This window comes from Nocardia aurea, assembly GCF_003123685.1.
Taxonomy (GTDB): Bacteria; Actinomycetota; Actinomycetes; order Mycobacteriales; family Mycobacteriaceae; genus Nocardia; species Nocardia aurea.
In genome coordinates this window covers 460,495-483,848 of record NZ_QCYJ01000084.1, presented here as the reverse complement: position 1 = coordinate 483,848, position 23,354 = coordinate 460,495, and the positions used below count along the sequence as shown (strand labels likewise).

At 66.6% G+C, this 23,354-nt stretch carries 27 protein-coding genes; 8 read left to right on the top strand and 19 right to left on the bottom strand.

All coding sequences use genetic code 11. The annotated features are described in order from the left end of the window. Positions 1–137: 137 nt before the first annotated feature. The 4 genes from DAT37_RS15400 (at position 138) to DAT37_RS44105 (ending at position 6,475) form a co-directional block, all read left to right on the top strand. On the top strand, positions 138–590 hold the full coding sequence (locus tag DAT37_RS15400) for a TIGR03667 family PPOX class F420-dependent oxidoreductase (protein ID WP_109525379.1): 453 nt from the start codon (positions 138–140) through the stop codon (positions 588–590). 79 nt (positions 591–669) lie between these two features. Beyond that, positions 670–1,626: an RluA family pseudouridine synthase gene (locus DAT37_RS15395; protein ID WP_109525378.1), complete on the top strand. Its 957-nt coding sequence runs from the start codon at positions 670–672 to the stop codon at positions 1,624–1,626. 130 nt (positions 1,627–1,756) lie between these two features. Continuing rightward, positions 1,757–2,500 carry a CPBP family intramembrane glutamic endopeptidase gene (locus DAT37_RS15390; RefSeq protein WP_232839760.1) on the top strand — a complete coding sequence of 248 codons (744 nt, stop codon included), beginning with the start codon at positions 1,757–1,759 and terminating at the stop codon, positions 2,498–2,500. A gap of 432 nt (positions 2,501–2,932) precedes the next feature. Then, the gene (locus tag DAT37_RS44105) at positions 2,933–6,475 is read left to right on the top strand and encodes a hypothetical protein (protein ID WP_157978492.1); all 3,543 of its coding nucleotides are present in this window, start codon (positions 2,933–2,935) and stop codon (positions 6,473–6,475) included. Between the two features lie 14 nt (positions 6,476–6,489). Here the strand turns inward: DAT37_RS44105 and DAT37_RS15355 are convergent, their stop codons facing one another. Beyond that, complete coding sequence (locus DAT37_RS15355) at positions 6,490–7,290, bottom strand: phosphatase (RefSeq protein ID WP_198654276.1); 801 nt, start codon at positions 7,288–7,290, stop codon at positions 6,490–6,492. 190 nt (positions 7,291–7,480) lie between these two features. Between DAT37_RS15355 and DAT37_RS15350 the strand changes: the two genes are divergently transcribed. Beyond that, on the top strand, positions 7,481–8,083 hold the full coding sequence (locus DAT37_RS15350) for a YdeI/OmpD-associated family protein (protein WP_232839759.1): 603 nt from the start codon (positions 7,481–7,483) through the stop codon (positions 8,081–8,083). A 186-nt stretch (positions 8,084–8,269) separates the two neighbouring features. Here the strand turns inward: DAT37_RS15350 and DAT37_RS15345 are convergent, their stop codons facing one another. From DAT37_RS15345 to rpsJ, 13 genes are all read right to left on the bottom strand, one after another. After that, complete coding sequence (locus DAT37_RS15345) at positions 8,270–8,713, bottom strand: type II toxin-antitoxin system VapC family toxin (RefSeq protein WP_109525370.1); 444 nt, start codon at positions 8,711–8,713, stop codon at positions 8,270–8,272. After that, a complete protein-coding gene (locus tag DAT37_RS15340) occupies positions 8,710–8,934 on the bottom strand; it encodes a ribbon-helix-helix domain-containing protein (protein ID WP_109525369.1) in 225 nt (74 codons plus the stop codon). The genes DAT37_RS15345 and DAT37_RS15340 overlap by 4 nt, the downstream gene beginning before the upstream one ends. Positions 8,935–9,054: 120 nt before the next feature. After that, positions 9,055–9,327, bottom strand: coding sequence for a 30S ribosomal protein S17 (rpsQ, locus tag DAT37_RS15335; RefSeq protein WP_109525368.1), 273 nt, complete (start codon positions 9,325–9,327; stop codon positions 9,055–9,057). Next, positions 9,324–9,563 carry a 50S ribosomal protein L29 gene (gene rpmC / locus DAT37_RS15330; RefSeq protein WP_109525367.1) on the bottom strand — a complete coding sequence of 80 codons (240 nt, stop codon included), beginning with the start codon at positions 9,561–9,563 and terminating at the stop codon, positions 9,324–9,326. Before rpmC ends, rpsQ begins: the two co-directional genes overlap by 4 nt. After that, the gene (gene rplP, locus DAT37_RS15325; RefSeq protein WP_109525366.1) at positions 9,563–9,979 is read right to left on the bottom strand and encodes a 50S ribosomal protein L16; all 417 of its coding nucleotides are present in this window, start codon (positions 9,977–9,979) and stop codon (positions 9,563–9,565) included. The genes rpmC and rplP overlap by 1 nt, the downstream gene beginning before the upstream one ends. 4 nt (positions 9,980–9,983) lie before the next feature. Then, positions 9,984–10,787, bottom strand: coding sequence for a 30S ribosomal protein S3 (gene rpsC, locus DAT37_RS15320; protein ID WP_109525365.1), 804 nt, complete (start codon positions 10,785–10,787; stop codon positions 9,984–9,986). Further along, positions 10,788–11,189, bottom strand: coding sequence for a 50S ribosomal protein L22 (gene rplV, locus DAT37_RS15315; RefSeq protein ID WP_109525364.1), 402 nt, complete (start codon positions 11,187–11,189; stop codon positions 10,788–10,790). It abuts the gene before it with no gap. After that, positions 11,186–11,467 carry a 30S ribosomal protein S19 gene (gene rpsS / locus DAT37_RS15310; RefSeq protein WP_014349056.1) on the bottom strand — a complete coding sequence of 94 codons (282 nt, stop codon included), beginning with the start codon at positions 11,465–11,467 and terminating at the stop codon, positions 11,186–11,188. The genes rplV and rpsS overlap by 4 nt, the downstream gene beginning before the upstream one ends. 15 nt (positions 11,468–11,482) lie before the next feature. Then, positions 11,483–12,319, bottom strand: a complete 837-nt coding sequence (rplB, locus tag DAT37_RS15305; RefSeq protein WP_109525363.1) for a 50S ribosomal protein L2 — start codon at positions 12,317–12,319, stop codon at positions 11,483–11,485. A 33-nt stretch (positions 12,320–12,352) separates the two neighbouring features. Continuing rightward, complete coding sequence (rplW, locus tag DAT37_RS15300; protein WP_040686547.1) at positions 12,353–12,658, bottom strand: 50S ribosomal protein L23; 306 nt, start codon at positions 12,656–12,658, stop codon at positions 12,353–12,355. After that, on the bottom strand, positions 12,655–13,377 hold the full coding sequence (gene rplD, locus DAT37_RS15295; RefSeq protein WP_109525362.1) for a 50S ribosomal protein L4: 723 nt from the start codon (positions 13,375–13,377) through the stop codon (positions 12,655–12,657). The genes rplW and rplD overlap by 4 nt, the downstream gene beginning before the upstream one ends. Beyond that, the gene (gene rplC, locus DAT37_RS15290; protein ID WP_109525361.1) at positions 13,374–14,039 is read right to left on the bottom strand and encodes a 50S ribosomal protein L3; all 666 of its coding nucleotides are present in this window, start codon (positions 14,037–14,039) and stop codon (positions 13,374–13,376) included. Before rplC ends, rplD begins: the two co-directional genes overlap by 4 nt. 14 nt (positions 14,040–14,053) lie before the next feature. Next, on the bottom strand, positions 14,054–14,359 hold the full coding sequence (gene rpsJ, locus DAT37_RS15285; RefSeq protein WP_003938093.1) for a 30S ribosomal protein S10: 306 nt from the start codon (positions 14,357–14,359) through the stop codon (positions 14,054–14,056). Between the two features lie 499 nt (positions 14,360–14,858). Between rpsJ and DAT37_RS15280 the strand changes: the two genes are divergently transcribed. Beyond that, positions 14,859–15,335 (top strand): hotdog fold domain-containing protein, encoded by a 477-nt coding sequence (locus DAT37_RS15280; RefSeq protein WP_109525360.1) that lies wholly within the window; start codon positions 14,859–14,861, stop codon positions 15,333–15,335. A 136-nt stretch (positions 15,336–15,471) separates the two neighbouring features. Beyond that, complete coding sequence (locus DAT37_RS15275) at positions 15,472–16,668, top strand: lycopene cyclase family protein (protein WP_109525359.1); 1,197 nt, start codon at positions 15,472–15,474, stop codon at positions 16,666–16,668. Positions 16,669–16,715: 47 nt separating this feature from the next. On the opposite strand, the gene DAT37_RS15270 is transcribed toward DAT37_RS15275, so the two are convergent. The 4 genes from DAT37_RS15270 to DAT37_RS15255 all read right to left on the bottom strand — a co-directional run bounded on the left by DAT37_RS15270 (position 16,716) and on the right by DAT37_RS15255 (position 20,124). Beyond that, positions 16,716–17,306, bottom strand: a complete 591-nt coding sequence (locus DAT37_RS15270; RefSeq protein WP_109525358.1) for a Uma2 family endonuclease — start codon at positions 17,304–17,306, stop codon at positions 16,716–16,718. Positions 17,307–17,423: 117 nt separating this feature from the next. After that, complete coding sequence (locus DAT37_RS15265; RefSeq protein ID WP_232839758.1) at positions 17,424–18,296, bottom strand: ABC transporter permease; 873 nt, start codon at positions 18,294–18,296, stop codon at positions 17,424–17,426. 17 nt (positions 18,297–18,313) lie between these two features. Then, positions 18,314–19,144, bottom strand: a complete 831-nt coding sequence (locus tag DAT37_RS15260) for an ABC transporter permease (RefSeq protein WP_109525356.1) — start codon at positions 19,142–19,144, stop codon at positions 18,314–18,316. Then, on the bottom strand, positions 19,141–20,124 hold the full coding sequence (locus tag DAT37_RS15255) for an ATP-binding cassette domain-containing protein (RefSeq protein ID WP_109525355.1): 984 nt from the start codon (positions 20,122–20,124) through the stop codon (positions 19,141–19,143). Before DAT37_RS15255 ends, DAT37_RS15260 begins: the two co-directional genes overlap by 4 nt. A 370-nt stretch (positions 20,125–20,494) precedes the next feature. On the opposite strand from DAT37_RS15255, the gene DAT37_RS15250 reads away from it, so the two are divergent. Next, positions 20,495–22,015: an aldehyde dehydrogenase family protein gene (locus DAT37_RS15250; RefSeq protein WP_109525651.1), complete on the top strand. Its 1,521-nt coding sequence runs from the start codon at positions 20,495–20,497 to the stop codon at positions 22,013–22,015. 20 nt (positions 22,016–22,035) lie between these two features. On the opposite strand, the gene DAT37_RS15245 is transcribed toward DAT37_RS15250, so the two are convergent. After that, positions 22,036–23,319 (bottom strand): TetR/AcrR family transcriptional regulator, encoded by a 1,284-nt coding sequence (locus DAT37_RS15245; RefSeq protein WP_109525354.1) that lies wholly within the window; start codon positions 23,317–23,319, stop codon positions 22,036–22,038. Positions 23,320–23,354 lie beyond the last annotated feature (35 nt).

Below are 23,354 nucleotides of genomic sequence, written 5' to 3'. Positions count from 1 at the left end.
AATCGGCCTCATCTTCACATAGTCGACGCGAGGAAAGATAGGTAAGGCTAAGTTTCCCGTTCCGCGGGCATCTCGCGAGGATCGGACAACTCGGACACATACGGAATCGCACGCCGGATCGCCGCGTTGTGCACGGCATGACCTCTACGGCATCCGATCGCTCAGCACCGCCCGTCGTCGACACCGAGACCGAACTCGGAGCTAAAGTTACCGCCCGATTGAACAGCGAGCACGTCATCTGGCTGACCACCGTCGGCCCGAGCGGCACACCCCAGCCGAATCCGGTGTGGTTCCAATGGCGTGACGGCGAATTCCTGATATTCAGCCAGAACGACAAGCCGAAAGTTCGTAATATCGTTCGCAATTCACGAGTTTCGCTGAATCTCAACTGCACCGAGTGGGGCGACGAGGTCACCGTTCTCACCGGCGCCGCGCGTATCGCCGACGAACGCCCGAGCGACGCGGAAATCGCCGCTTACACAACGAAATACGCCGAAGGCATGGTCAGCATCTCGATGACACCCGAGCAGTTCTACGCCGAATACTCCGCCGCTATCCGAATCACGCCCGATCGACTGCGCGGATTCTGAGTCGTTTTCGACCGGGGCGGCGGTATCGAATGACGACCGGTCATCGGCCATCGACGGCCGAGGACTAGGGTCGTCTCCGATGAGAAGGAGGCAGCAGCCGCCGTTGCCCAAGCGGTTCGGCTTGGATCCGGCCCGGCTACGGCTGCCGGAGGACGGTACGTGGGCAACCATCCGGGAACATCTGGTCGAGCGGCTGCCCCGGGTCGATCCCGCGCGGATCGATGAACTGCTGCGCGCCGGCGCCATCGTCGACATGGACGGCCCCATCGCCCCGGACGCACCCTACGCACCCGGCGGAGCCGTCTGGTTCCACCGCGATCTGCCGCTCGAGACCGATGTCCCGTTCGACATCGGCATCGTGCACCGCGACGACACCCTGCTCGTCATCGACAAACCACATTTCCTGGCGACCATTCCGCGCGGACAGCACATCCGGCAGACCGCACTGGTGCGGTTGCGGCACGAACTCGACCTGCCGGACCTCATACCCGCCCACCGGCTCGACCGGGTGACGGCCGGGCTGGTGCTGTTCATCATCGATCCCGCCAGGCGCGGCGCGTATCAGACGATGTTCCACCGTCGCACGGTGCGCAAGGAATACGAGGCCATCGCGCCCTACGATCCGACGCTGACACTGCCGAGGACGGTGCGCAGCCGGATCGTCAAGGAGAAGCAGGTGCTCGCCGCGCAGGAGGTCGAGGGCGAACCCAATGCCGAAACCGTGGTGGAGCTGGTCGAGGTGCGCGGCGGACTCGCGCGCTACCGACTGCGGCCGCACACCGGGCGCACCCATCAACTGCGGCTGCATATGAACAGCCTCGGCGTGCCGATCCTCGGCGACGACTTCTACCCGAGGGTGACCGACAAACCGGTCGACGATTTCACCCGGCCGCTGCAATTACTGGCCGCCGCGCTGGAGTTCACCGATCCGATCAGTGGGGAACTCCGACGGTTCCGGACACGGCGGTCGCTCCAGGCGTGGACCGATCCCGAAGGGTGGGCGGGTCCCGGCGCGAGCGGCCCGCACCACCGGTGACCGGCGTCCCGCCGACCGGAAAGCACGGTTGCCTCCGCCCTGACCAGGACGATTCCCGCAACCCGACCAGGTGACGATGGTTGCGTCACAAACACTCGCGGCCTCGGAGTCCGTCCGTACACTGGGCCGGGTGCTTGGAACCGACCTCGAGGAAGCGGCCCCGCCCCGCCCACGTCTGCATGCCTACATCGATGTGGCCGTCGTTGTCGTCGTCCTCGCGGGAACCAATCTGATCGCGCATTTCACCACCGCGTGGGCGAGTATCGTCACCGTTCCCGTCGCCGCGCTCGTGCTGCTCGCGCTGGTGCGCAGGCGCGGTCTCGGATGGTCCGAACTCGGCCTCTCGCCACGGCACTGGCGACGCGGCACGCTCTACGCGCTCGCCGCCGTCGGCATCGTCCTCACCGCCGTGGCAATCGGCGCGCTATTGCCGGTGACCCGCCCCTTCTTCCTCGCCGACCGCTACGCCACGATCTCCGGCGCGCTCATCGCCTCGATGATCGTGATCCCGTTGCAGACGGTGATCCCGGAGGAACTCGCCTTCCGCGGCGTCCTGCACGGAACCCTCGATCGGGCCTATGGCGCCCGCGGTGTGTTCGCCGCGGGATCACTGCTTTTCGGTCTGTGGCATATCGCTTCCTCGTTCGGCCTGACCTCCAATAATCGCGGCCTGTCCGGATTCCTCGGCGGCGGTGTCGTCGGTCAGATCGCGGGCATTGTGCTGGCCGTGGCCGCCACCGCCGTCGCGGGTGTCGTCTTCACCTGGTTGCGCCGCCGCAGCGGCAGTCTGCTCGCCCCGATCGCACTGCACTGGTCGGTCAACGGCGCGGGCGCGCTCGCCGCCGCCATCGTCTGGCACACCACCGTCTCCTGACCATTTCGGAGCGTTCGGCAAGTTCGTCGCAATCAATTCCTGCGACCTGACCAATCGATCCGACAGGCGATTTGTCACGCCATTCCTCGGGCCATTTTTCGACGTATCTCGGACATATCACGAGGTCGCGAATCATCGGCGCGAGCGCTCAGAAATTACCGCCGAACACGGTTCGATTCCGACGGTCCGTCGACGGCTTTCCCCGGGTATCGAGCCCCCGCGTCGCGATGGTTCGTAGGACCGCGCGCACCGTGAGCTTCATCATTCAACCGATGCCCACCAGGGTAAATATGCGTTGTTCACAACACGCCCCCGCGTGGCATTGACCGCGGCGGGGCGGCGGGATTACTCTCACTGCGTTCAAACATATGTTCGAGCAACTTTGTCGCCACCGATGAATCGGCACGATACCCGTTCCAGGGAAGGTTCGCGATGCCCGACGAACAGTCGACCGGCACCTCCGAGATCGCAGCACTGGCGGACCGGGTCGCGACGGCCCGTGGCATGCTGCCGCTCCAGCACGACGCCGCCCTGGTAGAGGTGCTGTCGGATGCCGAGATCGTGGCCGAACGCGAACTCGCCGAGTGGATCCGCGCCCAGCGACGCGGACAGCGGCGGCGCGCGGTCCAGGACGAACTGGCCGCCGAGAAACGCGACCGTCGCACCTCCACCTCCATCCAACGAGCCGACGAGGCGGACGCCAGATGGCATCGGCGCGCGCTCGCCGCACGCCGACGGGTCGCCAACCAGGACGCCAGGCTCGCCCAGCTCTACCGACGCGCCGAGTGGTCGTCGCGGGTACTGATCGGCGTCGTCGTTCTCGGCATGGTCTGGGCCGGTGTCAACGTGCAGCACAATCTGGTGCCCAGTGGCGACATGTCCGATCCGCTGTACTGGCTGAGTTACGGCATCGAGGCGATGATCTCGATCCCGATCATCACGATCATGGTGGTCGCGACCACCGCCGCCAGCTGGGGCAGGGAACTGCCGCGCGGCAAGGTGGTCGTCTTCGAGACCGCGCTGCTCGGCACCACCGTCGCGCTCAACACCGGCCCGCACCTGGCCGCCGGACACTGGGGCAAAGCCGCCGAATTCGCCATCGCACCGGTCATGGTCGGCGTGGTCATCTGGCTGCACGCCTGGGTCGCCACCCGATACGCGCAGCTCATCGACAGTGTGCCCATCGTCGACGACACCGCAGCGCCGAAACTGGGCGGAAGTATCTACGCGTCGCCGTCGGTGGACGACGACTACCGCGAACACCGAAGCGACACCAGTGCCGAGCGGGTCGTCGAAGACGGGCGTTCCGGTGACGAGCCGCTGTCGTCATCGATCCCGATGACGCTGCTCGGTCGCCCCGGTCCGACCGAGCGTCCGCGAAGCAACGGACACGACCGCGATATCACTCCGCACCGCGAGCACAACGGCAGGAACGGACACAACGGCGTCAACGGCTCCGCGGCGCATTCCGGACACAACGGCAACGAGCCCAAACGTCGCAACGGCACCGAGCCGTCGGCACGGTGGGACGACCGCGCCTCGGAGATCCTCACCCACGAACTGGTGTCCGTCGCCGACCTGCGGACCGGAGTGAATGGCGCGGCACGCGCCACCGGACGGGCGAACGGTCGCACCGCCCGCACGCCGAACGGGCGTACGGTGCACGGTCCCGACGATTCGGTGCCCCACCCTGCCCCCCGGTCCGAACGGCCCGTCGACGGGTCGGCACTCCATCCGACCGAGCACAATGCGGGTGATCAGTCGCGTCGGGGTGGCGGGTTCGCCGCGCTGGAGGAGTCCGCGGCGGAATTCGTGGATCAGCGCGCTGCTGTCCGGCGCGAGGTAGCGGCATCCGTCCGTGACGAGTACGCCGTCGACGCTGATGGAGCCTGTGTCGCGGAGGCGGATGAAGCTGTGGCCACCGGGCGCGCCTCGGCCGCTACGGCCACCGGCAACGGCGGCAACGTATCCGAACAGGCGCAGGAATACACCCGGTTCTCGAATGAGCCCGGCGTCCCCACGATGAACGACAGCGCGCCGGTTCACGGCGAATTCGATTCGACGCCTGCGGCGTCGGTTCCGCCTTCGGATCAGGCTCCGTCTCCAGATCGAGTTCCGGCTTCGGTTCAGATTCCGGCTTTCACTCCGGTTCAGACTCCCGCTCCGACTCTGACGTCTGCTCCTACTCCGACATCGGCTTCCACTCCGGTTCAGGCTCCCGCTCCAACTTCGGCTGCGGCTCCCGCTCCAACTTCGGCTGCGGCTGCGGCTCCAGCTCCGGCTTCAACTTCGGGTTCGGCTCCGGCTTCGGCTTCGGCTTCGGCTCACGATGGTGTGGCGCGCCGAGCGGACTACTCTCGCACCGCCGCCTCGCCGAACATCGACGGACGCGACACCGTCACCGAATCGGCGCGAGGCGCCGTGGTCGGCCGAACCGACCGCATCGGAGCGGTCAGCGACCTGAACGGCCACGCGCATCCCAGTGCGGAATCCGTTGCGATGGCGTCCGTTCCGACGGAACCCGTTTTCGTCACGCGCAGCATCGAATCCGATCATGACAACAACACCGCGGGTGGCACCCCCACCACGGCCGGTGACGCTGTCACCGCGATCACCGACGCGCACACGGACACGTCGACAGCAGGTCGCGACAGCTCTCACAACATGCCGCACAGCGAAGACTCGGCAGCCGAGTCGAACCGCTCGTCCAGCGATTCCGAGTCCGCGACCACAACCGAACATCTGGCAGCCCGTCCCGAACCGTCCATCGCGACGGCAACCCGAGCACCGATCTCGCACCGGACCGGCGGCGCGGTCACATCATTGGCCGACCAACGCGCCGCACGGCGAAACGCCATGAACGGGCACCCCGCAGGATCCGCCCTCGTCAACAGCGCGACCACCGCCACCCGCTCCAGCACCAACGCGGACTTCAACCCCGACACCCACTCGAGGTCCAACTCCCACTCGGACTCCAACATCGGCTCCGGATCCAACCCCGGCTCGGGCTCCAATACCCGCTCTGACGCCCACATCACCGCCGGTTCCGGATTCAACCCCAACCCAAACTCGGGCTCCGGCTCCAACTTCGGGTCCGACATCCACTCCAGCACCAACACCATCGCGGACTCCGATCTCCGTGTCACCGCAGTCTCTGAAGCCAACCCCAGCTCCAGCGCGGGCTCCGGCATCGACACCCGCTCCGACTCGGGCTCTTTCTCCGGCTCCAACGCGGGCGCTGACACCTACTCCACCGCAAGCCCTGGATTCAACTCCGGCTCTGATACCGACACCGGATCCAACACCCGCTCGGGCTCGGGCTCGGGCTCGGGCTCGGGCTCGGGCTCGGGCTCGGGCTCGGGCTCGGGCTCGGGCTCGGGCTCGGGCTCGGGCTCGGGCTCGGGAGAGCGTGCGGCGCACGTCGTTCCGATCCACACCGCAGAGGCTCCCCGCACCACGAAATCCACCGACCGGCAGACGTCCACCTCCGCACCCCGTCCCGCCGAACCCCCGCTGATCCCCCTCGAAGATCTCCCCGGCAGCGACCAGCCCGCCCCGGCGGAATACCACCGCAGGACCCCGCGCTCCACCTCGCCGACCCCCGAGGAGCAGAGCGCCCCGGTGAATACCGAACAGCTCACCCTCGACGCCGATCCCGGCCCGGAACCGCGCCACCCGCGCCTCACCCTCGACGCCATCGCCGCCGCACGCAACGCCGTCGACGACCTCGAGCCCGAATTCGACGAGCCCGATCCCGATGCTGACGGCGACGTGGAGATCTGGTCGGTGGCCCGCACCATCGCCGATCGCGGTTTCTCCCGGCTCCCGGTCGGTCAGGTCGCGGAGATCCTGACCCTCGCGGATCAGTCGTGGACCCCGGCGGGCATCGGCAACGAGGTCGGCGTCCCCACGTCCGCTGTGACGAGGGTGCTCGACGCCGTGGTCAAGGTTCGTCGGCCCTTCGCCGTGAGCTGATCAGGCGAGGTCGATCACTCGGACAGTCCGGCGCGGGCGAGCAGGTACCCGATCAGCGGTTCGTAGTCCTCGGGCCGGATGCCGTCGTCCAACGGCACCGTCACGACGATCTTGCCCTCGGCCTGCCCCGCGAACAGCGCGGGATCGTTGCAGTCGGCGAATCCGACGACATCGATACCGGCATCACCCGCCGCGCCCGCCCAACCGTGATCGGCGATGACCAGATCCGGCCACGTGCCGTTGTCGAGTTCGCGCAGCATCGCCCGCATCGGATGCGGATCGTGGGTGTGAGCGGGTGCGCCGTCGGGCCGGACCACGGTCGCGACCCCCGAGTTGTACCGGATCTGGCGGCGGCGCGGACCGTAGTGCTCGTCGGCCTCGTAGGACCAGCCCGCGGCGGGCGTCAGCACGGCACAACCCGCCGCACGCAGCCGATCCTCCACGGCGCGATAGACATTCATGAGCGTGCCCGGATGCCCGGTGGCGAGCAGCACCGTTTCCCGACGCCGGGCCGCCTCCCCGATCCTCGCGCCCATCACGTCGAGGGCATCGAGCGTGAGATCGGGGTCGATGGTGTCCACGCCGCGCAGGAACCGCGAGTCCGGACTCACCCCGCACAGCCTCGCCATCATGTCGAGGGCTTCGTCGAAGGTCCAATCCTTCAACGTCAACCCGAACTGATAGTGCGGATCCTTGCCCACCATGCGCCGGAGATGCTCGAGATTCACCTCCCTCGGCGTCGCGACATCCCCCGCGATCCGAGTCCGCACCAACTGCTCCCGCAGCGCCCGTCGATCGACCTGTCCGAATCCCACTGCCGAACCTCCGCATATTCGGTGGGCCCGTTCAACCCCACCGGACCAGACAACCAGACGAACATGACGGTCCCGTTCTCAGCGGACATTCTTCGAAGAAAATCCCAGGAATCCGCCGAGACGGACGGAGAATTTCCGGCCGGACCGATCCCCCACCCAAACAGCTCATTCCATGAGCACTTTTCCCACGATGATCGATAGCAACCACCACTTCGAGCCACCGGGAGCCCCCATGGAATCACGCGATACCGCCGACACCCTCGACTTCGCCACCCCCGCCGCGTGGGAATCCTGGCTCACGGATAACCACGCGTCGAGCACCGGCGTCTGGCTGAAAATCGCGAAGAAGAATTCCGGCAGCACCACCATCACCATCACCGAGGCACTCGACGGCGCCCTCTGCTACGGCTGGATCGACAGCAACCGCCGTTCCCTCGACAGCAGCCACTACCTCCAGCGCTACTCCCCCCGCCGCCCGAAAAGCCCCTGGTCCCAGGTCAACGTCACCAAAGCCGAAACCCTGATCGCCGCGGGCCGCATGCGCTCCCCCGGCTTCGCCGCCATAGCCGCCGCCGAATCCGACGGCCGCTGGTCATCCGCGTACGCACCCCAACGCACCGCGACAACCCCACCCGACCTGGCTGCGGCCCTGTCCGAAAACCCGACGGCTCGAACCCGATTCGCCAACCTGGACCGCACCGCCCGCTACTCCCTGTTCCTACGCCTGATGAAGGCGACCCCCACCACCCGCCCCACCCAACTGACCCGCATCATGGCCCAACTCTCCGACTGACGGGCCCCGATCATGCGTCGCGGGCGGATCCGATCACGACGGGGCCGGAACGATGGTTCCCACAGGCCCACCACGCCACTGAGCCGGGCCCGGCGAGGAAGCCACCCGCGACCGCCGAGCACTCCTGATGTCGGACAGTTCCCGAGCAACTCCTTGCCGAGGATGGTGCCCCGGCTGGTCTCCTTGCTATGCCGTACCCAGGTCGTCGGGCAGAATTCGGAACGCTGGGAATCGGTTCAGCGGCCGCAGCACTCGGAAGTCACGCCGATCCAGCGTCAATATCGCGTCGGTTTCGTACTCATCGGCCAGGGCTACGCAGATCGCGTCGACCAGATCGAGGTTCAATCCGTCGTAGCCCGCACGCACCGCGATCGCGGTGCGCAGCTGTGCCGCATCGACATTCGCAATCGCGATGCGGGTGGCGGCAGCTCGATCAGCCACCAACTCCAGGATGCCGTCGGCCACTTTGCGGCCCGCGCGGACACTCGCGACATGGTGAACCTCGGTGAGAGTGAGCGGACTGACGATCAGCGCGCTGGCCGCGTCGGCCGCTCGCCGAGCCGCGAAATGCTCGGGTTCGGACCGATTGAAGATTGCAAGAAGTCCGGAGGTATCCGCGACAACGATCATGCCGACCGGTTCATCGCATCGTGAATATCATCCTTGCCGACGGGACCACCGAGATCGAAGGTCTCCTCGTCGGTCAGCAGGGGTTCCTCCCACCGGCGGTGGCGCATCAAATAGAGCCGAAGCGCGTCACGGGTGATTTCATGTTTGGAACGCCCTTCGGCATCCGCCTGCGCGGTGAGCGCAGCGTCTTCGTCCTCGGGGAGCCGCATCGTCCAGGCCATAGTCGAATGATACCAAGCGTGATACCAAGGCTCGGAAAGTCGGGGCCTTGGGAAATGCCGAAGGCCCGCTTCCGAGTGGAAGCGGGCCTTCGGTGTTCGACTGTCAGCCGTGGAGGGGACTTACTTGGCCCGCTCCAGGACCTCGACCAGACGCCAGCGCTTGGTGGCCGACAGCGGACGGGTCTCCATCAGCTGAACGCGGTCGCCGACGCCGGCAACCTCGTTCTCGTCATGCGCCTTCACCTTGGAGGTGGTGCGAATGATCTTGCCGTAGAGCGGGTGCCGGTGACGGTCTTCCAGCTCGACGACGATCGTCTTGTTCATCTTGTCCGAGACAACGTAGCCGCTGCGAACCTTGCGGCTGTTGCGCTGCCCTTCCACTTTTTCGCTCATGCCGCATCTCCCTTGCCAGCGGGTCCGGTGGCCAGGCCGAGCTCGCGCTCGCGCATGACCGTGTAGATGCGCGCGATCTCGTGACGAACGACGCGCAGCCGACGGTTGTTGTCCAGCTGACCCGTCGCCATCTGGAAGCGCAGGTTGAACAGCTCTTCCTTCGACTCACGCAGGCGGGAAACGAGTTCGTCCTCGGTGAGCTCGCGGAGCTCGGCGGCCGGTGTTTCGGTAGCCATCAGAACTGCTCCTCCCTGGTCACGATCCTGCACTTCATGGGGAGCTTGTGCATCGCGCGGCGCAGGGCCTCACGAGCGGTCTCCTCATTGGGGTACGACATTTCGAACATCACGCGACCGGGCTTGACGTTCGCGATCCACCACTCCGGCGAACCCTTACCGGAACCCATGCGGGTCTCGGCGGGCTTCTTGGTGAGGGGGCGATCCGGGTAGATGTTGATCCAGATCTTGCCGCCACGCTTGATGTGGCGGGTCATCGCGATACGGGCCGACTCGATCTGCCGGTTGGTCACGTAAGCCGGCTCCAGCGCCTGGATTCCGAACTCGCCGAACGTCACCGCGGTGCCGCCCTTGGCCATGCCGGAACGACCGGGGTGATGCTGCTTACGGTGCTTGACCTTACGAGGCATCAGCATTGCTTCAGCCCTCCTGTGTCTCTGCCGGTGCCTCCGCCACAGCGGTGGCGGCGCGTCCGGCCTCGGTGCTGGTCGCCGTGGTGCCGGCGGACCCGGACCGACGCGGACGGCTCGGACGCTCGCGGCGCGGACGATCACGATCGCCTGCCGGAGCGCTCGCGGCGGTCAGCTCACGCTTGCCACCGACGATGTCGCCCTTGTAGATCCAGACCTTCACGCCGATGCGACCGAAGGTGGTCTTGGCCTCGTAGAGGCCGTAGTCGATATCCGCGCGCAGCGTGTGCAGCGGAACGCGACCCTCACGGTAGAACTCCGAGCGCGACATTTCGGCGCCACCGAGGCGGCCCGAGCACTGCACGCGGATGCCCTTGACGTTCGGCGAACGCATGGCCGACTGGATGGCCTTACGCATCGCGCGACGGAACGCCACACGGTTGGAGAGCTGCTCGGCCACACCCTGGGCGACGAGCTGCGCATCCGATTCGGGGTTCTTGACCTCGAGGATGTTCAGCTGCACCTGCTTCTTGGTGAGCTTCTCCAGCTCGGCGCGGATGCGGTCGGCTTCCGCGCCACGACGGCCGATCACGATGCCCGGACGCGCGGTGTGGATATCCACACGGACGCGATCACGGGTGCGCTCGATCTCGACCTTCGAGATGCCCGCCCGCTCCATGCCGGTGGCGAGGAGCTTGCGAATGGCGACGTCTTCCTTCACGTAGTCCGCGTACTGCTTGTCCGCGTACCAACGCGACTTCCAGTCGGTGGTGATACCGAGGCGGAAGCCATGGGGGTTGATTTTCTGTCCCATTTACTTTGCCCCTCCCTTCCGGCGGTTACGAGTGGATCCACCGGCGGTGGGAACGCTCTCGACCTCGATGGTGATGTGGCTGGTGCGCTTGCGGATCCGGAACGCACGGCCCTGGGCCCGCGGCTGGAAACGCTTCATGGTGGCGCCCTCGTCGACGTAGGCCGTCGAGATCACCAGGGTGGCCGGGTTCAGGCCGAGGTTGTTCTCGGCGTTCGCCGCGGCACTGGCCACGACCTTGGCGACCGGCTCGCTCGCTGCCTGGGGCGCGAACTTCAGGATCGCCAGTGCGTCCTCGACTCGCTTGCCGCGGACCAGGTCCACGACACGGCGAGCCTTCATCGGGGTCACGCGAACGTGCTTGGCCGTCGCGCGCGCAGTCGGATTCTGAGTCTCAGTGGTCATCGCCGCTTGCTCTTCCGATCTTCCTTGACGTGGCTCTTGAACGTCCGGGTGGGCGCGAACTCACCCAGCTTGTGTCCGACCATGTTCTCGGAGACGAACACCGGCACGTGCTTGCGACCGTCATGGACGGCGAAGGTGTGACCGATGAAATCCGGGGTGATGGTCGAACGGCGGGACCAGGTCTTGATGACCTGCTTGGTGCCCTTGTCGTTCTGAACGTCCACCTTCGCTTGGAGGTGGTCGTCGACGAACGGGCCCTTCTTGAGGCTGCGTGGCATTTCTTACCTCCTCCTTCAGCGCTTCTTGCCGGTCTTGCGACGGCGGACGATGAGCTTGTCGCTCGGACGGTTGGGCTTGCGGGTGCGGCCTTCCGGCTGACCCCACGGCGAGACCGGGTGGCGACCACCGGAGGTCTTGCCCTCACCACCACCGTGCGGGTGGTCGACCGGGTTCATGACGACACCACGGACCGTGGGACGGCGACCCTTCCAGCGCATACGGCCGGCTTTGCCCCAGTTGATGTTCGACTGCTCGGCGTTGCCGACCTCGCCGACGGTGGCGCGGCAGCGCACGTCGACGCGGCGGATTTCACCGGAGGGCATACGCAGCGTGGCGTAGGGGCCTTCCTTACCGAGCAGCTGGATGCTCATACCGGCCGAACGGGCCAGCTTGGCGCCGCCGCCCGGACGGAGCTCCACCGCGTGGATGGTGGTACCCGTCGGGATGTTGCGCAGCGGCAGGTTGTTACCCGGCTTGATGTCGGCCGTGGGGCCGGACTCGATCGGGGTGCCCTGCTTGATGCCCTTCGGCGCGATGATGTAGCGCTTCTCGCCGTCGACAAAGTGCAGCAACGCGATGTTGGCGGTGCGGTTCGGGTCGTACTCGATGTGAGCGACCTTGGCCGGGATGCCGTCCTTGTCCAGTCGACGGAAGTCGATCAGACGGTAGGCACGCTTGTGGCCGCCACCGCGGTGCCGGGTGGTGATACGACCGTGCGCGTTACGGCCACCGCTCTTGGTCAGCGGACGCAGCAGCGACTTCTCGGGGGTGGACCGGGTGATCTCGGCGAAGTCCGAGACGGACGCCCCGCGCCTACCCGGCGTAGTCGGCTTGTACTTACGAATTGCCATGAGTTCTTCTCTGCTTTCTGGATTCCCGTCCGCTTACGCGACCGGGCCTCCGAAGATCTCGATGGGCTTGCTGTCGGCCGAGATGGTCACGAGCGCACGCTTGGTGTCCTTGCGCTTGCCGTAACCGAAGCGGGTCCGCTTGCGCTTGCCCTGACGGTTGGCGGTGTTGACGCTGGTCACCTTCACACCGAAAACCTTCTCGACGGCGATCTTGATCTGCGTCTTGTTGGAGTCCGGGTGCACGATGAAGGTGTAGGTGCCTTCTTCGATGAGTCCGTAGGACTTCTCCGAGATGACCGGCGCCAGCAGGATGTCGCGGGGGTCGGCGATGGTGGTCACTTGCTCTCCTCCTGAACAGCGGAGCCGGGCTGCTCATTCTGGGCCGACTCCGTCGGACCGTGCACGAAGGCGTTCAAAGCCTCAACGCTGAACACCACTTCGTCGCTGTTGAGCACGTCGTAGGTGTTGAGCTGGTCCGGTGCGATCGGCAGCACGTTCTCCAGGTTCGCCACGCTCTTCCACGCGGCGACGTCCTCGCGGCCGACGACGACCAGGAACTTCTTGCGGTCCGAGAGCTCGGCCAGGAAGGTCTTGGCGGTCTTGGTCGACGGGGTCTGACCCGAGACCAGTTCGGTGATCACGTGGATACGCTCGTTGCGGGCCCGATCCGACAGGGCGCCACGCAGTGCGGCGGCCTTCATCTTCTTGGGGGTCCGCTGGCTGTAGTCACGCGGCTGCGGGCCGTGGACGACGCCACCACCGGCGAACTGCGGCGCGCGGGTCGAGCCCTGACGGGCGCGGCCGGTGCCCTTCTGCCGGTACGGCTTCTTGCCACCGCCACGGACCTCGCCACGAGTCTTCGTGGAGTGGGTGCCCTGGCGAGCCGCGGCGAGCTGGGCCACGACGACCTGGTGCATCAGCGCGATATTGGCGGTCACGTCGAAGATCTCCGCGGGGAGGTCGACGGTTCCGTTGGATTTGCCGCCGATCTCTTTCACCGGCAGCGTCAGATTCACGGACTGCTCCGCGGAATCCTTCTTCTCGGTATTGACGGTCATGCGTGCGCACCACCCTTCACGGCGCTCTTGACGATCACGACGCTGTTCCTGCGACCCGGGATCGCTCCCTTGATCAGCAGCAGGCCGTTCTCGGCGTCCACCTTGTGAACCGACAGGTTCTGGGTGGTGACGCGGTCGTTACCCATCCGACCCGACATGCGCATGCCCTTGAACACGCGGCCGGGGGTGGCGCAACCACCGATGGAACCGGGGCGACGGTGCACGGCCTGCGCACCGTGCGAGGCGCCCTGACCGGCGAAGCCGTGACGCTTCATGGTGCCGGCGAAGCCCTTGCCCTTGCTGGTGCCGGTGACGTCGACGTAGGCGCCCTCTTCGAAGACATCGGCGGAGAGTTCCTGGCCGATCTCGAAGTTGGCGGTGTCGGCGACGCGGATCTCGGCGACGTGGCGGCGCGGGGTGACACCGGCCTTGGCGAACTGGCCGGAAGTCGGCTTGTTCACCTTGCGCGGGTCGATGGCGCCGAAAGCGATCTGGACGGCGCTGTAGCCGTCGCGCTCCACGGTGCGGATCTGGGTCACGACGTTCGGGCCCGCCTTGATGACGGTGACCGGAACGACCCGATTCTTGTCGTCGAAGACCTGGGTCATGCCGAGCTTGGTGCCCAGGATGCCGGCCGCGGGCCGGTTCTTGTTGTCAGTCATATCTCGAGTCCCCGTCACTGAATGTTGACGTCGACGCTGGCCGGCAGGTCGATGCGCATCAGCGCGTCGACCGTCTTCGGCGTCGGGTCGAGGATGTCGATAAGCCGCTTGTGCGTACGCATCTCGAAGTGCTCGCGCGAGTCCTTGTACTTGTGCGGCGAACGGATGACGCAGTACACGTTCTTCTCGGTGGGCAACGGCACCGGGCCGACGACACGTGCCCCGGTACGGGTCACCGTCTCGACGATCTTGCGCGCGGACGCGTCGATCGCCTCGTGGTCGTAGGCCTTGAGCCTGATGCGGATCTTTTGTCCCGCCACGCTAAGTGTCCTTTTCTCCGCTTTCGTTCGTGATCCGGAAGCTGCGCTCCCGAACCACCCTCATTTGCACAGTCCGAACACACGAAAGACGCCTCAGAAGAGACCTACGACCGGGCACCGCCCGATCTTCGCCGCTGTTCATCTGTCATGGTTCTCCGGTCCACGCGGTCGGGCGTGTCGCCTTTCCGCTCATTCCTCTGCCCGGACAGAAACTTCATCTCAGGCCTGGAACGTTCGTCCCGGACGTACCCGCGCTGATAAACCAGCGGGATACACGATTGGGTACTGCTCGCCTCGCCCGACCGCATTCGATTCCGACTTCGGGAACAGACGCGGCCCGGTGCAGGGCAACCCGAACAGTATGCCCGATGCCCCTGGACACTTCAAATCCGCCCCCACCACCGGCGCGTGCCTCCGAAGAAGCGCAGCTCGCGGGCCGATTCGTCGAGTATGCCCATACTTCGGCCTGGCAGAACTTACTTTTGAGTAAGATGCGTGCATGACGAAAGAGACCGCGACCTACCGCGGCTGGAAGAAGCTGCCGGACAACCGCCTGGGGCACGCGCTGTTCTCGCTGGGCATGGTCGCGAGGGTGCCGTATTTCGGCACGGTGCTGCCGAACGTGGTGCGGCTGGAACCGGGATTGTGCGAGGTCACCTCCCCCAAATGGTTCGGCATCCACAATCATCTCGGCACCTATCACGCGATCGCCGCGTGCAATCTCGCCGAGGTCGCGATGGGCATGCTCAGCGAGGCGACGGTGCCGTCCTCGCACCGCTGGATCCCCAAGGCCATGAATGTGCGGTACCTGGCCAAGGCCGAAACCGGGCTGCGCGCGGTGGCGCGGTTGGCCGAGGTACCCGACTTCTCGCTGATCACCGAGGGGACCGAGCTGACCGTGCCGGTCGCGATCTTCGACAAGCACGGGGTCGAAGTCGTGCACGCGGAGATCACGACGTGGGTCACGCCGAAGTAGGTACCGGACGCTTTCGCGAACGGCATCGGTCAGGCGGCCCGGTGAACGGCGCACCCCCGACCAGGCGAATCCGACAAGCAGTGGGGTTCGCCACGGGTAGTTGCACCGGCCGATCCCGACGGCATTGAATGCTTCTATGAGCGACAGCGCAGTCCGCGATTTCGATATCGCTGTGGTCGGACTCGGCCCGACCGGGCGCGCGCTGGCCCATCGCGCGATGCTGGCCGGGTTCCGCGTGGCGGCCGTCGATCCGCGCCCGGATCGGCTCTGGCCGCCGACCTTCTCCTGCTGGGTCGACGAATTGCCCCGGTGGCTGCCCGCCGAGGCGATCGCGGTCCGCATCCCCGCCCCGACGGTCTGGACCACGACCGAACACCGGATCGAGCGCCCCTACTGCGTGCTGTCCAAACCGGGTCTGCACGCCGCCCTGCCACTGGACGACGCGACCGTGTTCGCCGCGCGCGCGAGCGAGGTCGGCGCACACGAGGTCGTACTCGCGGACGGTACGAAACTCAGGGCCGCAACGGTTTTCGACACCCGCGGACTCCCGTCCCTCGGCCAGCGGCGAGCGGCGAGCGCGCACGGCATCTTCGTCGACGCCGACACCGCCGCCCCCATGGTCGCCGACGGCGAAGGCCTGCTGCTGGATTGGCGACCGGAGAACGGCGCGGGCCCCGACGAGCCGCCGTCGTTCCTCTACGCGGTTCCGCTCGGCGACGGGACCGTCATCTTCGAGGAGACCAGCCTCGGACTTCGGGGCGGTATGCCGCAGCGTGAACTGCGCAGGCGCACACTCGAACGTCTTGCCGCGCACGGTATCCGGCTCACCGGCGACGAGCCGAGCGAAGCCGCGCACTATCCGCTCGATCAACCGCCACCGCGCCGGGGGGCCGCGTCGGCGGTCCCGTTCGGTTCTCGGGGCGGGATGATGCACCCCTGCACCGGCTACAGCGTCGCCGACTCACTGGCCCTGGTCGACACCGCCGTCGCCGCGCTGCGGGGGGGCCGCGACCCGATCGAGGCCCTGTGGCCGTGGCAGGCCCGCCTGGTCTATTGGATGCGGACGCGCGGCCTGTACGGCCTCGGCCGACTCACCACCGACCAGTCGATCGCCATGTTCGAGGCGTTCTTCACCGAATCCGAACGCGGTCAGCGCGCGCTGCTGTCGGCCCATGCCGACTACACCGCCCTCGGCGCGGTGCTCTTCAACACCGTCGCCCACACCTGGCCGTTCCGCTGGCGCTACGACCTCGTCGGCTGGACCAACCGCGACCGCTGGTCGAACTACGACTTCCCCGCCGTCACCGAACGATTGCCCCACCCCACCGACTGAGGGCGAGATGATGGGGGAATTGCCGTGGCCCAGGTGCCGCCTGTGCCTTATTTGAACTCGGCGGTCTCCAAGGTCAGCGCAAAGGGCTCGGGAAGGTCGAGCGACTTGCCGAAAGGCACCCGGATTTCCAGGCGATAGTCGATGAGATCAGCGTGTCCGCCGGGTTCACCGAGAAGAGTGACGGCCTCGAGTTCACGATCTATCAAGAGATACAGGGGCACGCCACCACGCGCGTAGCAGTATCTCTTCGATTTTCGGTCTCGATCGGCCCCTGAACTGGTGACCTCCATGACCAGCAAAACCTTGTCGACAGGCATCCAGCCCGGCTCGTCCGCATACGCGCCGACAGGAGCGAACACACCGTCCGGAATCAGGTGGTTCTTCGGGCACAGACCGCCACGATCGAGGAGAAGTCCTTTATTGCCCGAGAAGTCGAAGTCGATGGCCGATCGCTTGATGATCTGCCGCACTACCGAGGCGATATCGCTTTCGTGATTTCCCGTCGGTGGCGGTGTCACAACGATCTCCCCCTCGATCAGCTCGGCCCGGAACCCTTCGGGAGTTTCCAGTGCATGAAAACCCTCCAGCAATACATCTGCCGGATCCCCCTGCGGGTCATGCGCTGTAGCGGCGGTCACTGCGACACCTCCCTCTGCTTCGTGCCATCAGCATACGGATCACAGCTGATCATCGCCGCCGTTCATCAGCTCTCCGGGGCCCGGGTCACCAGCATCCCGCACCCCGAAGTACAGAACTCAGGCTCCGGTTTCGGCGGCGCGCTGGTAGCCGCGGATCGCGGGCCAGCCGAAGACGAGGAGGATGCCGACGGTCCAGGCGACGGTTTTCATGAGGGGTTCGGCGACGGGGCCGCCGTAGGACAGGCCGCGCATGGCGTCGATGGCGCAGCTCATGGGCTGGTTCTCGACCACGTCCTGCAACCAGACCGGATAGGCGTTGACCGGGACGAAACCGGTGTTGAAGAACATCAGCAGGGTGTTGAAGATGCTGACCAGGCTGACCAGCATCACGCCCTCGGTGATGGTCGCCAGTGCGGTGACGAGGACCGCGAAACCGACGCCGAACAGGACCGGGATGCCGATCATGGCCAGGGCGGCGATCGGTCCCTGGTCGAAGCGGAAGCCGATCGCGAAACCGACGGCGATCACGATCAGCGTGGTCACGAGCACGCGGACGGCTTCGGCGAGCAGTCGACCGGTCAGGCCCGCCGCCCGGTGCACGGGCATGGTCCAGAAACGGCCGAGCAGTCCGGTGGCCTTCTCGACCTTGAACCCCAGCGCGCTGACCACGGCGCCCGCCATGGCGGCGACCAGCGTGATCATCGGCACCTGACCGTAGACGGCCGGTTTACCGGTGGCGTCGCTGATCGAATTGCCGAGCACCACGTGGAACATCAGCAGGGTGACGGCCGGGTACAGGATCGTCTGAATGGTGGTCGCGGGGTCGCGGGCCCAGCCGTAGAGCAGTCGTTTGCTCTGGATGAGGCTGTGCGAGGCCCAGGTGGTGAGCGCGCCCTCGGATTTCGCGTGCGTGACCGTCGGCAGCGGGGTCCACCGCGGCGTGCTCGGCGAATCGGGGTCGGATGTCACATCGGACGCTTCCGGTCTCATCGTCGTCTCCACCGAACTCATGATCGCCTCACACTCGCCCAGACCGCGAACGGGATGAACACGATCGCCAGCCCGCCCAACCACACCAGCGGAACCCACAGCACCTGCCAGGTCACGCCGTCGGCGGCCATATCGCGCATCGCGAAGGAGAACTGGGAGATCGGTTGATTCCGCGCGAACGGCCGTATCCATTCGGGGAAACTGCTCTCGGGAACGAACCCGCACGACAGCATGCCGAAGATGATCGTCGGCAGGGTGAGTGCCTGACTGAGCGATTCCGGGCTCTTGGTCACGCTGCCGAGTCCGTCGGCGCCGATCGCGAGCACCGTGCCGACCGCGAGCGAGAACGCGCAGAACAGCACGGCCTGCCCGAGTCCCGCCTCGAATCGGAACCCGATCATGTGGCCGAACAGCAGGGCGCCGGTCAGCGAGACGACCGAGCGGATCAGACCGGCGCTGATACGCGCCGTCAGCGGCACCAGGGTGCCGATGGGCATGGTCTGCAACCGGGTACTCAGTCCGGTGAGCGCTTCGAACGCCGAGAGTTGCGCGTTCGACATCATGGTGAAGGCCATGGTCTGGAGCACGATGACCGGCATGACGAACTGCGCGTAGTCGATGCCCTGGAATTTCATGACGTAGCGCAGCGGCAGGTAGAAGCCGAGGGTGAAGACCAGCGGGGTGACGAACGCGACGATCAGTTCGCCCTTGGTCGCCATCGTCCACACGACACGACCGGCCAGCGCCCGCCACTGCGCGAAGGAGGACGGGTTCGCCGCGGGGAGTTCGGCGAAAAGGACGGCCGGGTCGGTGCGTTGCTCGGCTCTCTCGCCGGTGGCCGCCGTCATGCGTGGCTGCCCGAATGTCCGGTGATCGACAGGAACACGTCGTCGAGCGACGGCCTGCGCAACCCGATATCGGCCAGGTCGACACCGGCCGAATCCAGCCTGCGCAGCGCCTCGGCCAGTGTGGCCGCGCCCTCGGGGGCCGGAATGGAGAGGCGGTCGACGCCCTCGAGTTCGGCGAGCACCGCGGCGGGCACGAGATCACCGAGCGCGTCGGCGACCTTGCGCATCTGGGTGGGATCGAGCGGGACCACCTCGCAGTAGCTGCCGCCGGTGCGCTCCTTGAGCTCGTCGGCGGTGCCTTCGGCGATCACCGTGCCCTTGTCGATGACGATGATCCGATCGCTGAGCACGTCGGCTTCCTCGAGGTACTGCGTGGTCAGCAGCACGGTGATGCCCTGACTCTTGAGGATCTGCACCAGATCCCACACGCCCTGGCGGCTGCGCGGATCCAGGCCGGTGGTCGGCTCGTCGAGGAACACCACTTCGGGCCGGACCACGAGTCCGCAGGCGATGTCGACGCGGCGGCGCATACCGCCCGAGTAGTTGCGCACCGCGCGGCGACCGGCGCTGACCAGGTCGAACTGTTCGAGCAGATCGTCTGCGCGGCGGCGGGCGACGGTCTTGCGCAGTCCCATCAGCCTGCCGAAGAGTTCCAGGTTCTCCCGGCCGGACAGATTCTCGTCCAGCGCGGCGTACTGCCCGGTCATCATGATCGAGCGGCGCACGCTGGAGGGATCCTTGCGCACGTCGTGGCCCGCGACGACCGCGTTTCCGGAATCCGGGCGCAGCAGCGTCGACAGGATCTTCACCGTCGTCGTCTTACCCGCGCCGTTGGGTCCGAGGATGCCGAGCACATTGGCCTTCGCCGCGGTGAAACTGATGCCCTGCAGCGCGTGGACGTCGCCGAAGGATTTTCGGACGTCCTCCACGATGACCGCTGGTTCACTCGCGGGCGAATCTGCTTGGTTCGAACTCGGCATCAACTCTCCACTATCGGCCGGGGGCGGCGACCGGGTCACCGGTGCACACGGCTGTGCGCCCTCCGGAGGGTGATCGGACCGCTCGGCGTGATGTTACCGGGCGGAGGTGGCCCGACCGTTCCTGCGCCGGTATCCCGTCGACGCGGAACCTAACTGTGTCTTTACTCACATTTTCCGAGGGCACGCGGGCCGCCGTCGAATCGGCGCTGGTAGCGCCGGTCAGGGGCAGCGCAGGGGCAGCGCCTACGCCTTGTCGGCGCGCGTCGACGCGCCATAGTCTTCACGCAGGGGAACCAATGTGCTCACTCGTCGGCGGGGTCGCTGTACACCGAGTGGGCATCAGGGCGGGGATGACTGCGAAGAGGTGACCATGGCCGAGTCCGCGCAGCCACAAGTGGTGGTGTATCCCGGTGGATCGGGCCGAACGAATGTGCTGACGTCCTACGATCCGCGCACCGGTGAGACGGTCGGGACGTACGCGATAATGGGCGCGAGCGAGTTGAACCGCACGATTCGCGCCGCACGAGCGGCCGAAAGATGGTGGGCGGATTTAGGTTTCGCGGCGCGCAAGCGCTGGCTACTCGATTGGAAGCGCAGCATCGCAAGGCGGGCAACCGAATTGGTGGAGCTGCTGTGTGAGGAGACCGGAAAACCGGAGGCGGACGCGGTAATCGAGGTGATGCTCGCGGTCGAGAATCTGGATTGGGCCGCACGCAACGCGGCCCGCGCGCTGCGCCGCCGCAGTCTCGGCTCGACCTGGCTCACGCGCAACCAGAAGGCCTCGGTCGGCTATCTGCCGCTCGGCGTCGTCGGGGTGCTCGGGCCGTGGAACAACCCGGTCTTCACCGCGATGGGCTCGATCGCCTACGCGATGGCCGCCGGAAATGCCGTGGTGTTCAAGCCACATGAGCTGACCACCGGTGTCGGCGTGTGGCTCGCCGAGAGCTGGACCGAACTGGCGCCGAGCCAGCCGGTGCTCCAGGTGGTCACCGGCGACAGGAGCACCGGCGCCGCGCTGTGTCGGGCCAAGGTGGACAAGATCGCCTACGCGGGTTCGGATTCCGGTGCGCGCGAGGTGATCTCGCTGTGCGCGCAGAGCATGACGCCGGTGGTGGTCGAACACAACGGCAAGGGGTCGATGGTGGTGCACGTCGACGCCAAACTCGACGACGCCGCGGAGGCGGCGGTTTTCGGGGCGATGGCCAACGCGGGCCAGAACCCCACCGGAATCCAGTGCGCCTACGTCGCCGATTCGGTGTTCGACAATTTCCTGGAACTGGTCGCCGATCACGCGAAGAGGTTGCGTCCCGGCGCGGACCGCAAGGCGTCCTACGGTCCGATGATCATGGAATCCCAGGTCGGCGTGATCCGAAAACAGGTGCGCGACGCCCTCGCGCGCGGCGGCCGGGCGGTGGTCGGCGGACTCGATTCGATACGCGAACCGTATATATCGCCGATCGTGCTGGCCGAGGTTCCCGAGGAGAGTCTCGCGGTCACCGGGGAGGCGATCGGGCCGGTGCTGATCGTGAATCGGGTCTCGACGATGGACGAGGCGGCCCGGCGCATCAACGCCTCGGGCAACGGGGTCGCGGTATCGGTGTTCACCCGTGACGTGCGCAGTGTCGACGCGTTCGCCGAACAGTTGCGCGTCGGCGTGGTGACGATCAATTCCTCGACCGCCTACGCGGGTATTCCCGCGCTGCCGTTCGGCGGGGTGGGCGAATACGGGCAGGGACACAGCCACGGCGAACACGGACTGCGCGAATTCAGCCGGACGCTGGCGGTGGCGCGCAAGCAGTACCGGGCCGCGGTGGACCTGTCGACATTCGACCGGCATTCGCGTCATCTGCGGGCGGCCAAGACCATGTTCCGACTACGGCACGCGCGCTGAGGGGTGGGCGGTGGTCCGGTTCAGTCGCCCCGGCCGGACTCGCCGCCCAGCAACACCGCGCCCATCAGGGTGATGACGCGGGCGAGTTGCTCGGGCCGGGAATCGAAACGAACGGCCCGGCCGACGTCGATGACCTGACCGATCGCGGCGTGCACGCGGAAACGCGCCTCGATCGGGTCGCCGTCGAGCAGATTGGCCCACTCCAGCACGTTCTGGCGCTGGATGGCGCGCAACTTGTGCTGTTCGGCCTGCGGCAGATTGCTGAACTCGGCGTAGTAGACCGGCATGATCTCGGGCGTCGCGAAGGTCAGCTTCGCGTAGCGTTCGGCGATGCCGCAGGCCGCGCCGGGCCGACTGGTCGCCTCGGCCAGCGCCTCGGTGATCGCCATCGCGACCCGATCGCCGGTGCGGTAGAACGCCGCGGCGAGCAGATCGGATTTGCTGGTGAAGTAGCGGTACACGCTGGAGGCGTTGATGCCGACGGCCGCGCCGATCTCCTCGATGCTGGCCTCGTGATACCCCTGCCTGCCGAAGATCCGGATCGCCTCGGTGAGCAGCTGTTCGCGTTTCGATGTCACCGGCAGGCCCTTGGTCGCGGGTCCCGGCGCGGGTGACGGCGGCGCGGGCGGAAGGTCGGCGCGCACCAGCGCCCAGCACATGTCGTGCAGTAGCGGCAGCAGGCGCGCTCCCGACAGCGCGGTCCGGTGCGCGGCGATGCTGGCGACAGCGCTGAGGACGGCGGCGGCGAGCAGGGCGATGTCCTCCCGCGGTGCGCCTGGGCGCAATTGGGCGATGGGAGCGGCGACGGTGGCGTTGAGATCGTCGTAGATCTTGCGGATCCGGATCCGGTCGTCGCGTTCCAGGTAGCGCCGTTCCCAGCGGTAGAGCCCGGCCTCGCGGCGGATGTCGATGGTGTGCTCGCTGATCGCCTCCAGCACCGCGTCTAGCCTGGCGGCGGGTGCGAGCCGGGGATCATCGGCGGCCTGCGCGACCTCGAGCAGGTGGCGAGCGCCCTCCTCGGCGGCCGCGACAAGCAGTGCGTATTTATTGGCGAAATGCCGGTAGAGCGCCGGTCCGGAGATGCCGACCTCCGCGGCGATCTCGTCGACGCCGACCGGGTAGTAGCCGCGCTCGCTGAAGGCGCGGGCGGCCGCCCGGATGATCTGCACCTTGCGATCCTTGGGGCGTCGGCGCACCGATTTGGGGGCGTCGACCGCCGCGGCACCGGTGCCGGAATCCGTGCTTTTCCCACCCGTGTCACGCCGCGCGGAAGCGAGACCGACCTCGCTGCGATCCGCGACCATGCACCACTCCGTTCTGGGACGCCACTGCTTGTTGA

Coding starts and splice junctions, on each gene's coding strand:
- DAT37_RS15400 (WP_109525379.1), top strand. CDS start 138: ATGACCTCTACGGCATCCGATCGCTCAGCACCGCCCGTCGTCGACACC.
- DAT37_RS15395 (WP_109525378.1), top strand. CDS start 670: ATGAGAAGGAGGCAGCAGCCGCCGTTGCCCAAGCGGTTCGGCTTGGAT.
- DAT37_RS44105 (WP_157978492.1), top strand. CDS start 2,933: ATGCCCGACGAACAGTCGACCGGCACCTCCGAGATCGCAGCACTGGCG.
- DAT37_RS15350 (WP_232839759.1), top strand. CDS start 7,481: ATGATCGATAGCAACCACCACTTCGAGCCACCGGGAGCCCCCATGGAA.
- DAT37_RS15345 (WP_109525370.1), bottom strand. CDS start 8,713: ATGATCGTTGTCGCGGATACCTCCGGACTTCTTGCAATCTTCAATCGG.
- DAT37_RS15340 (WP_109525369.1), bottom strand. CDS start 8,934: ATGGCCTGGACGATGCGGCTCCCCGAGGACGAAGACGCTGCGCTCACC.
- rpsQ (WP_109525368.1), bottom strand. CDS start 9,327: ATGAGCGAAAAAGTGGAAGGGCAGCGCAACAGCCGCAAGGTTCGCAGC.
- rpmC (WP_109525367.1), bottom strand. CDS start 9,563: ATGGCTACCGAAACACCGGCCGCCGAGCTCCGCGAGCTCACCGAGGAC.
- rplP (WP_109525366.1), bottom strand. CDS start 9,979: ATGCTGATGCCTCGTAAGGTCAAGCACCGTAAGCAGCATCACCCCGGT.
- rpsC (WP_109525365.1), bottom strand. CDS start 10,787: ATGGGACAGAAAATCAACCCCCATGGCTTCCGCCTCGGTATCACCACC.
- rplV (WP_109525364.1), bottom strand. CDS start 11,189: ATGACCACTGAGACTCAGAATCCGACTGCGCGCGCGACGGCCAAGCAC.
- rpsS (WP_014349056.1), bottom strand. CDS start 11,467: ATGCCACGCAGCCTCAAGAAGGGCCCGTTCGTCGACGACCACCTCCAA.
- rplB (WP_109525363.1), bottom strand. CDS start 12,319: ATGGCAATTCGTAAGTACAAGCCGACTACGCCGGGTAGGCGCGGGGCG.
- rplD (WP_109525362.1), bottom strand. CDS start 13,377: ATGACCGTCAATACCGAGAAGAAGGATTCCGCGGAGCAGTCCGTGAAT.
- rplC (WP_109525361.1), bottom strand. CDS start 14,039: ATGACTGACAACAAGAACCGGCCCGCGGCCGGCATCCTGGGCACCAAG.
- DAT37_RS15280 (WP_109525360.1), top strand. CDS start 14,859: ATGACGAAAGAGACCGCGACCTACCGCGGCTGGAAGAAGCTGCCGGAC.
- DAT37_RS15275 (WP_109525359.1), top strand. CDS start 15,472: ATGAGCGACAGCGCAGTCCGCGATTTCGATATCGCTGTGGTCGGACTC.
- DAT37_RS15265 (WP_232839758.1), bottom strand. CDS start 18,296: ATGAGACCGGAAGCGTCCGATGTGACATCCGACCCCGATTCGCCGAGC.
- DAT37_RS15260 (WP_109525356.1), bottom strand. CDS start 19,144: ATGACGGCGGCCACCGGCGAGAGAGCCGAGCAACGCACCGACCCGGCC.
- DAT37_RS15255 (WP_109525355.1), bottom strand. CDS start 20,124: ATGCCGAGTTCGAACCAAGCAGATTCGCCCGCGAGTGAACCAGCGGTC.
- DAT37_RS15250 (WP_109525651.1), top strand. CDS start 20,495: ATGGCCGAGTCCGCGCAGCCACAAGTGGTGGTGTATCCCGGTGGATCG.
- DAT37_RS15245 (WP_109525354.1), bottom strand. CDS start 23,319: ATGGTCGCGGATCGCAGCGAGGTCGGTCTCGCTTCCGCGCGGCGTGAC.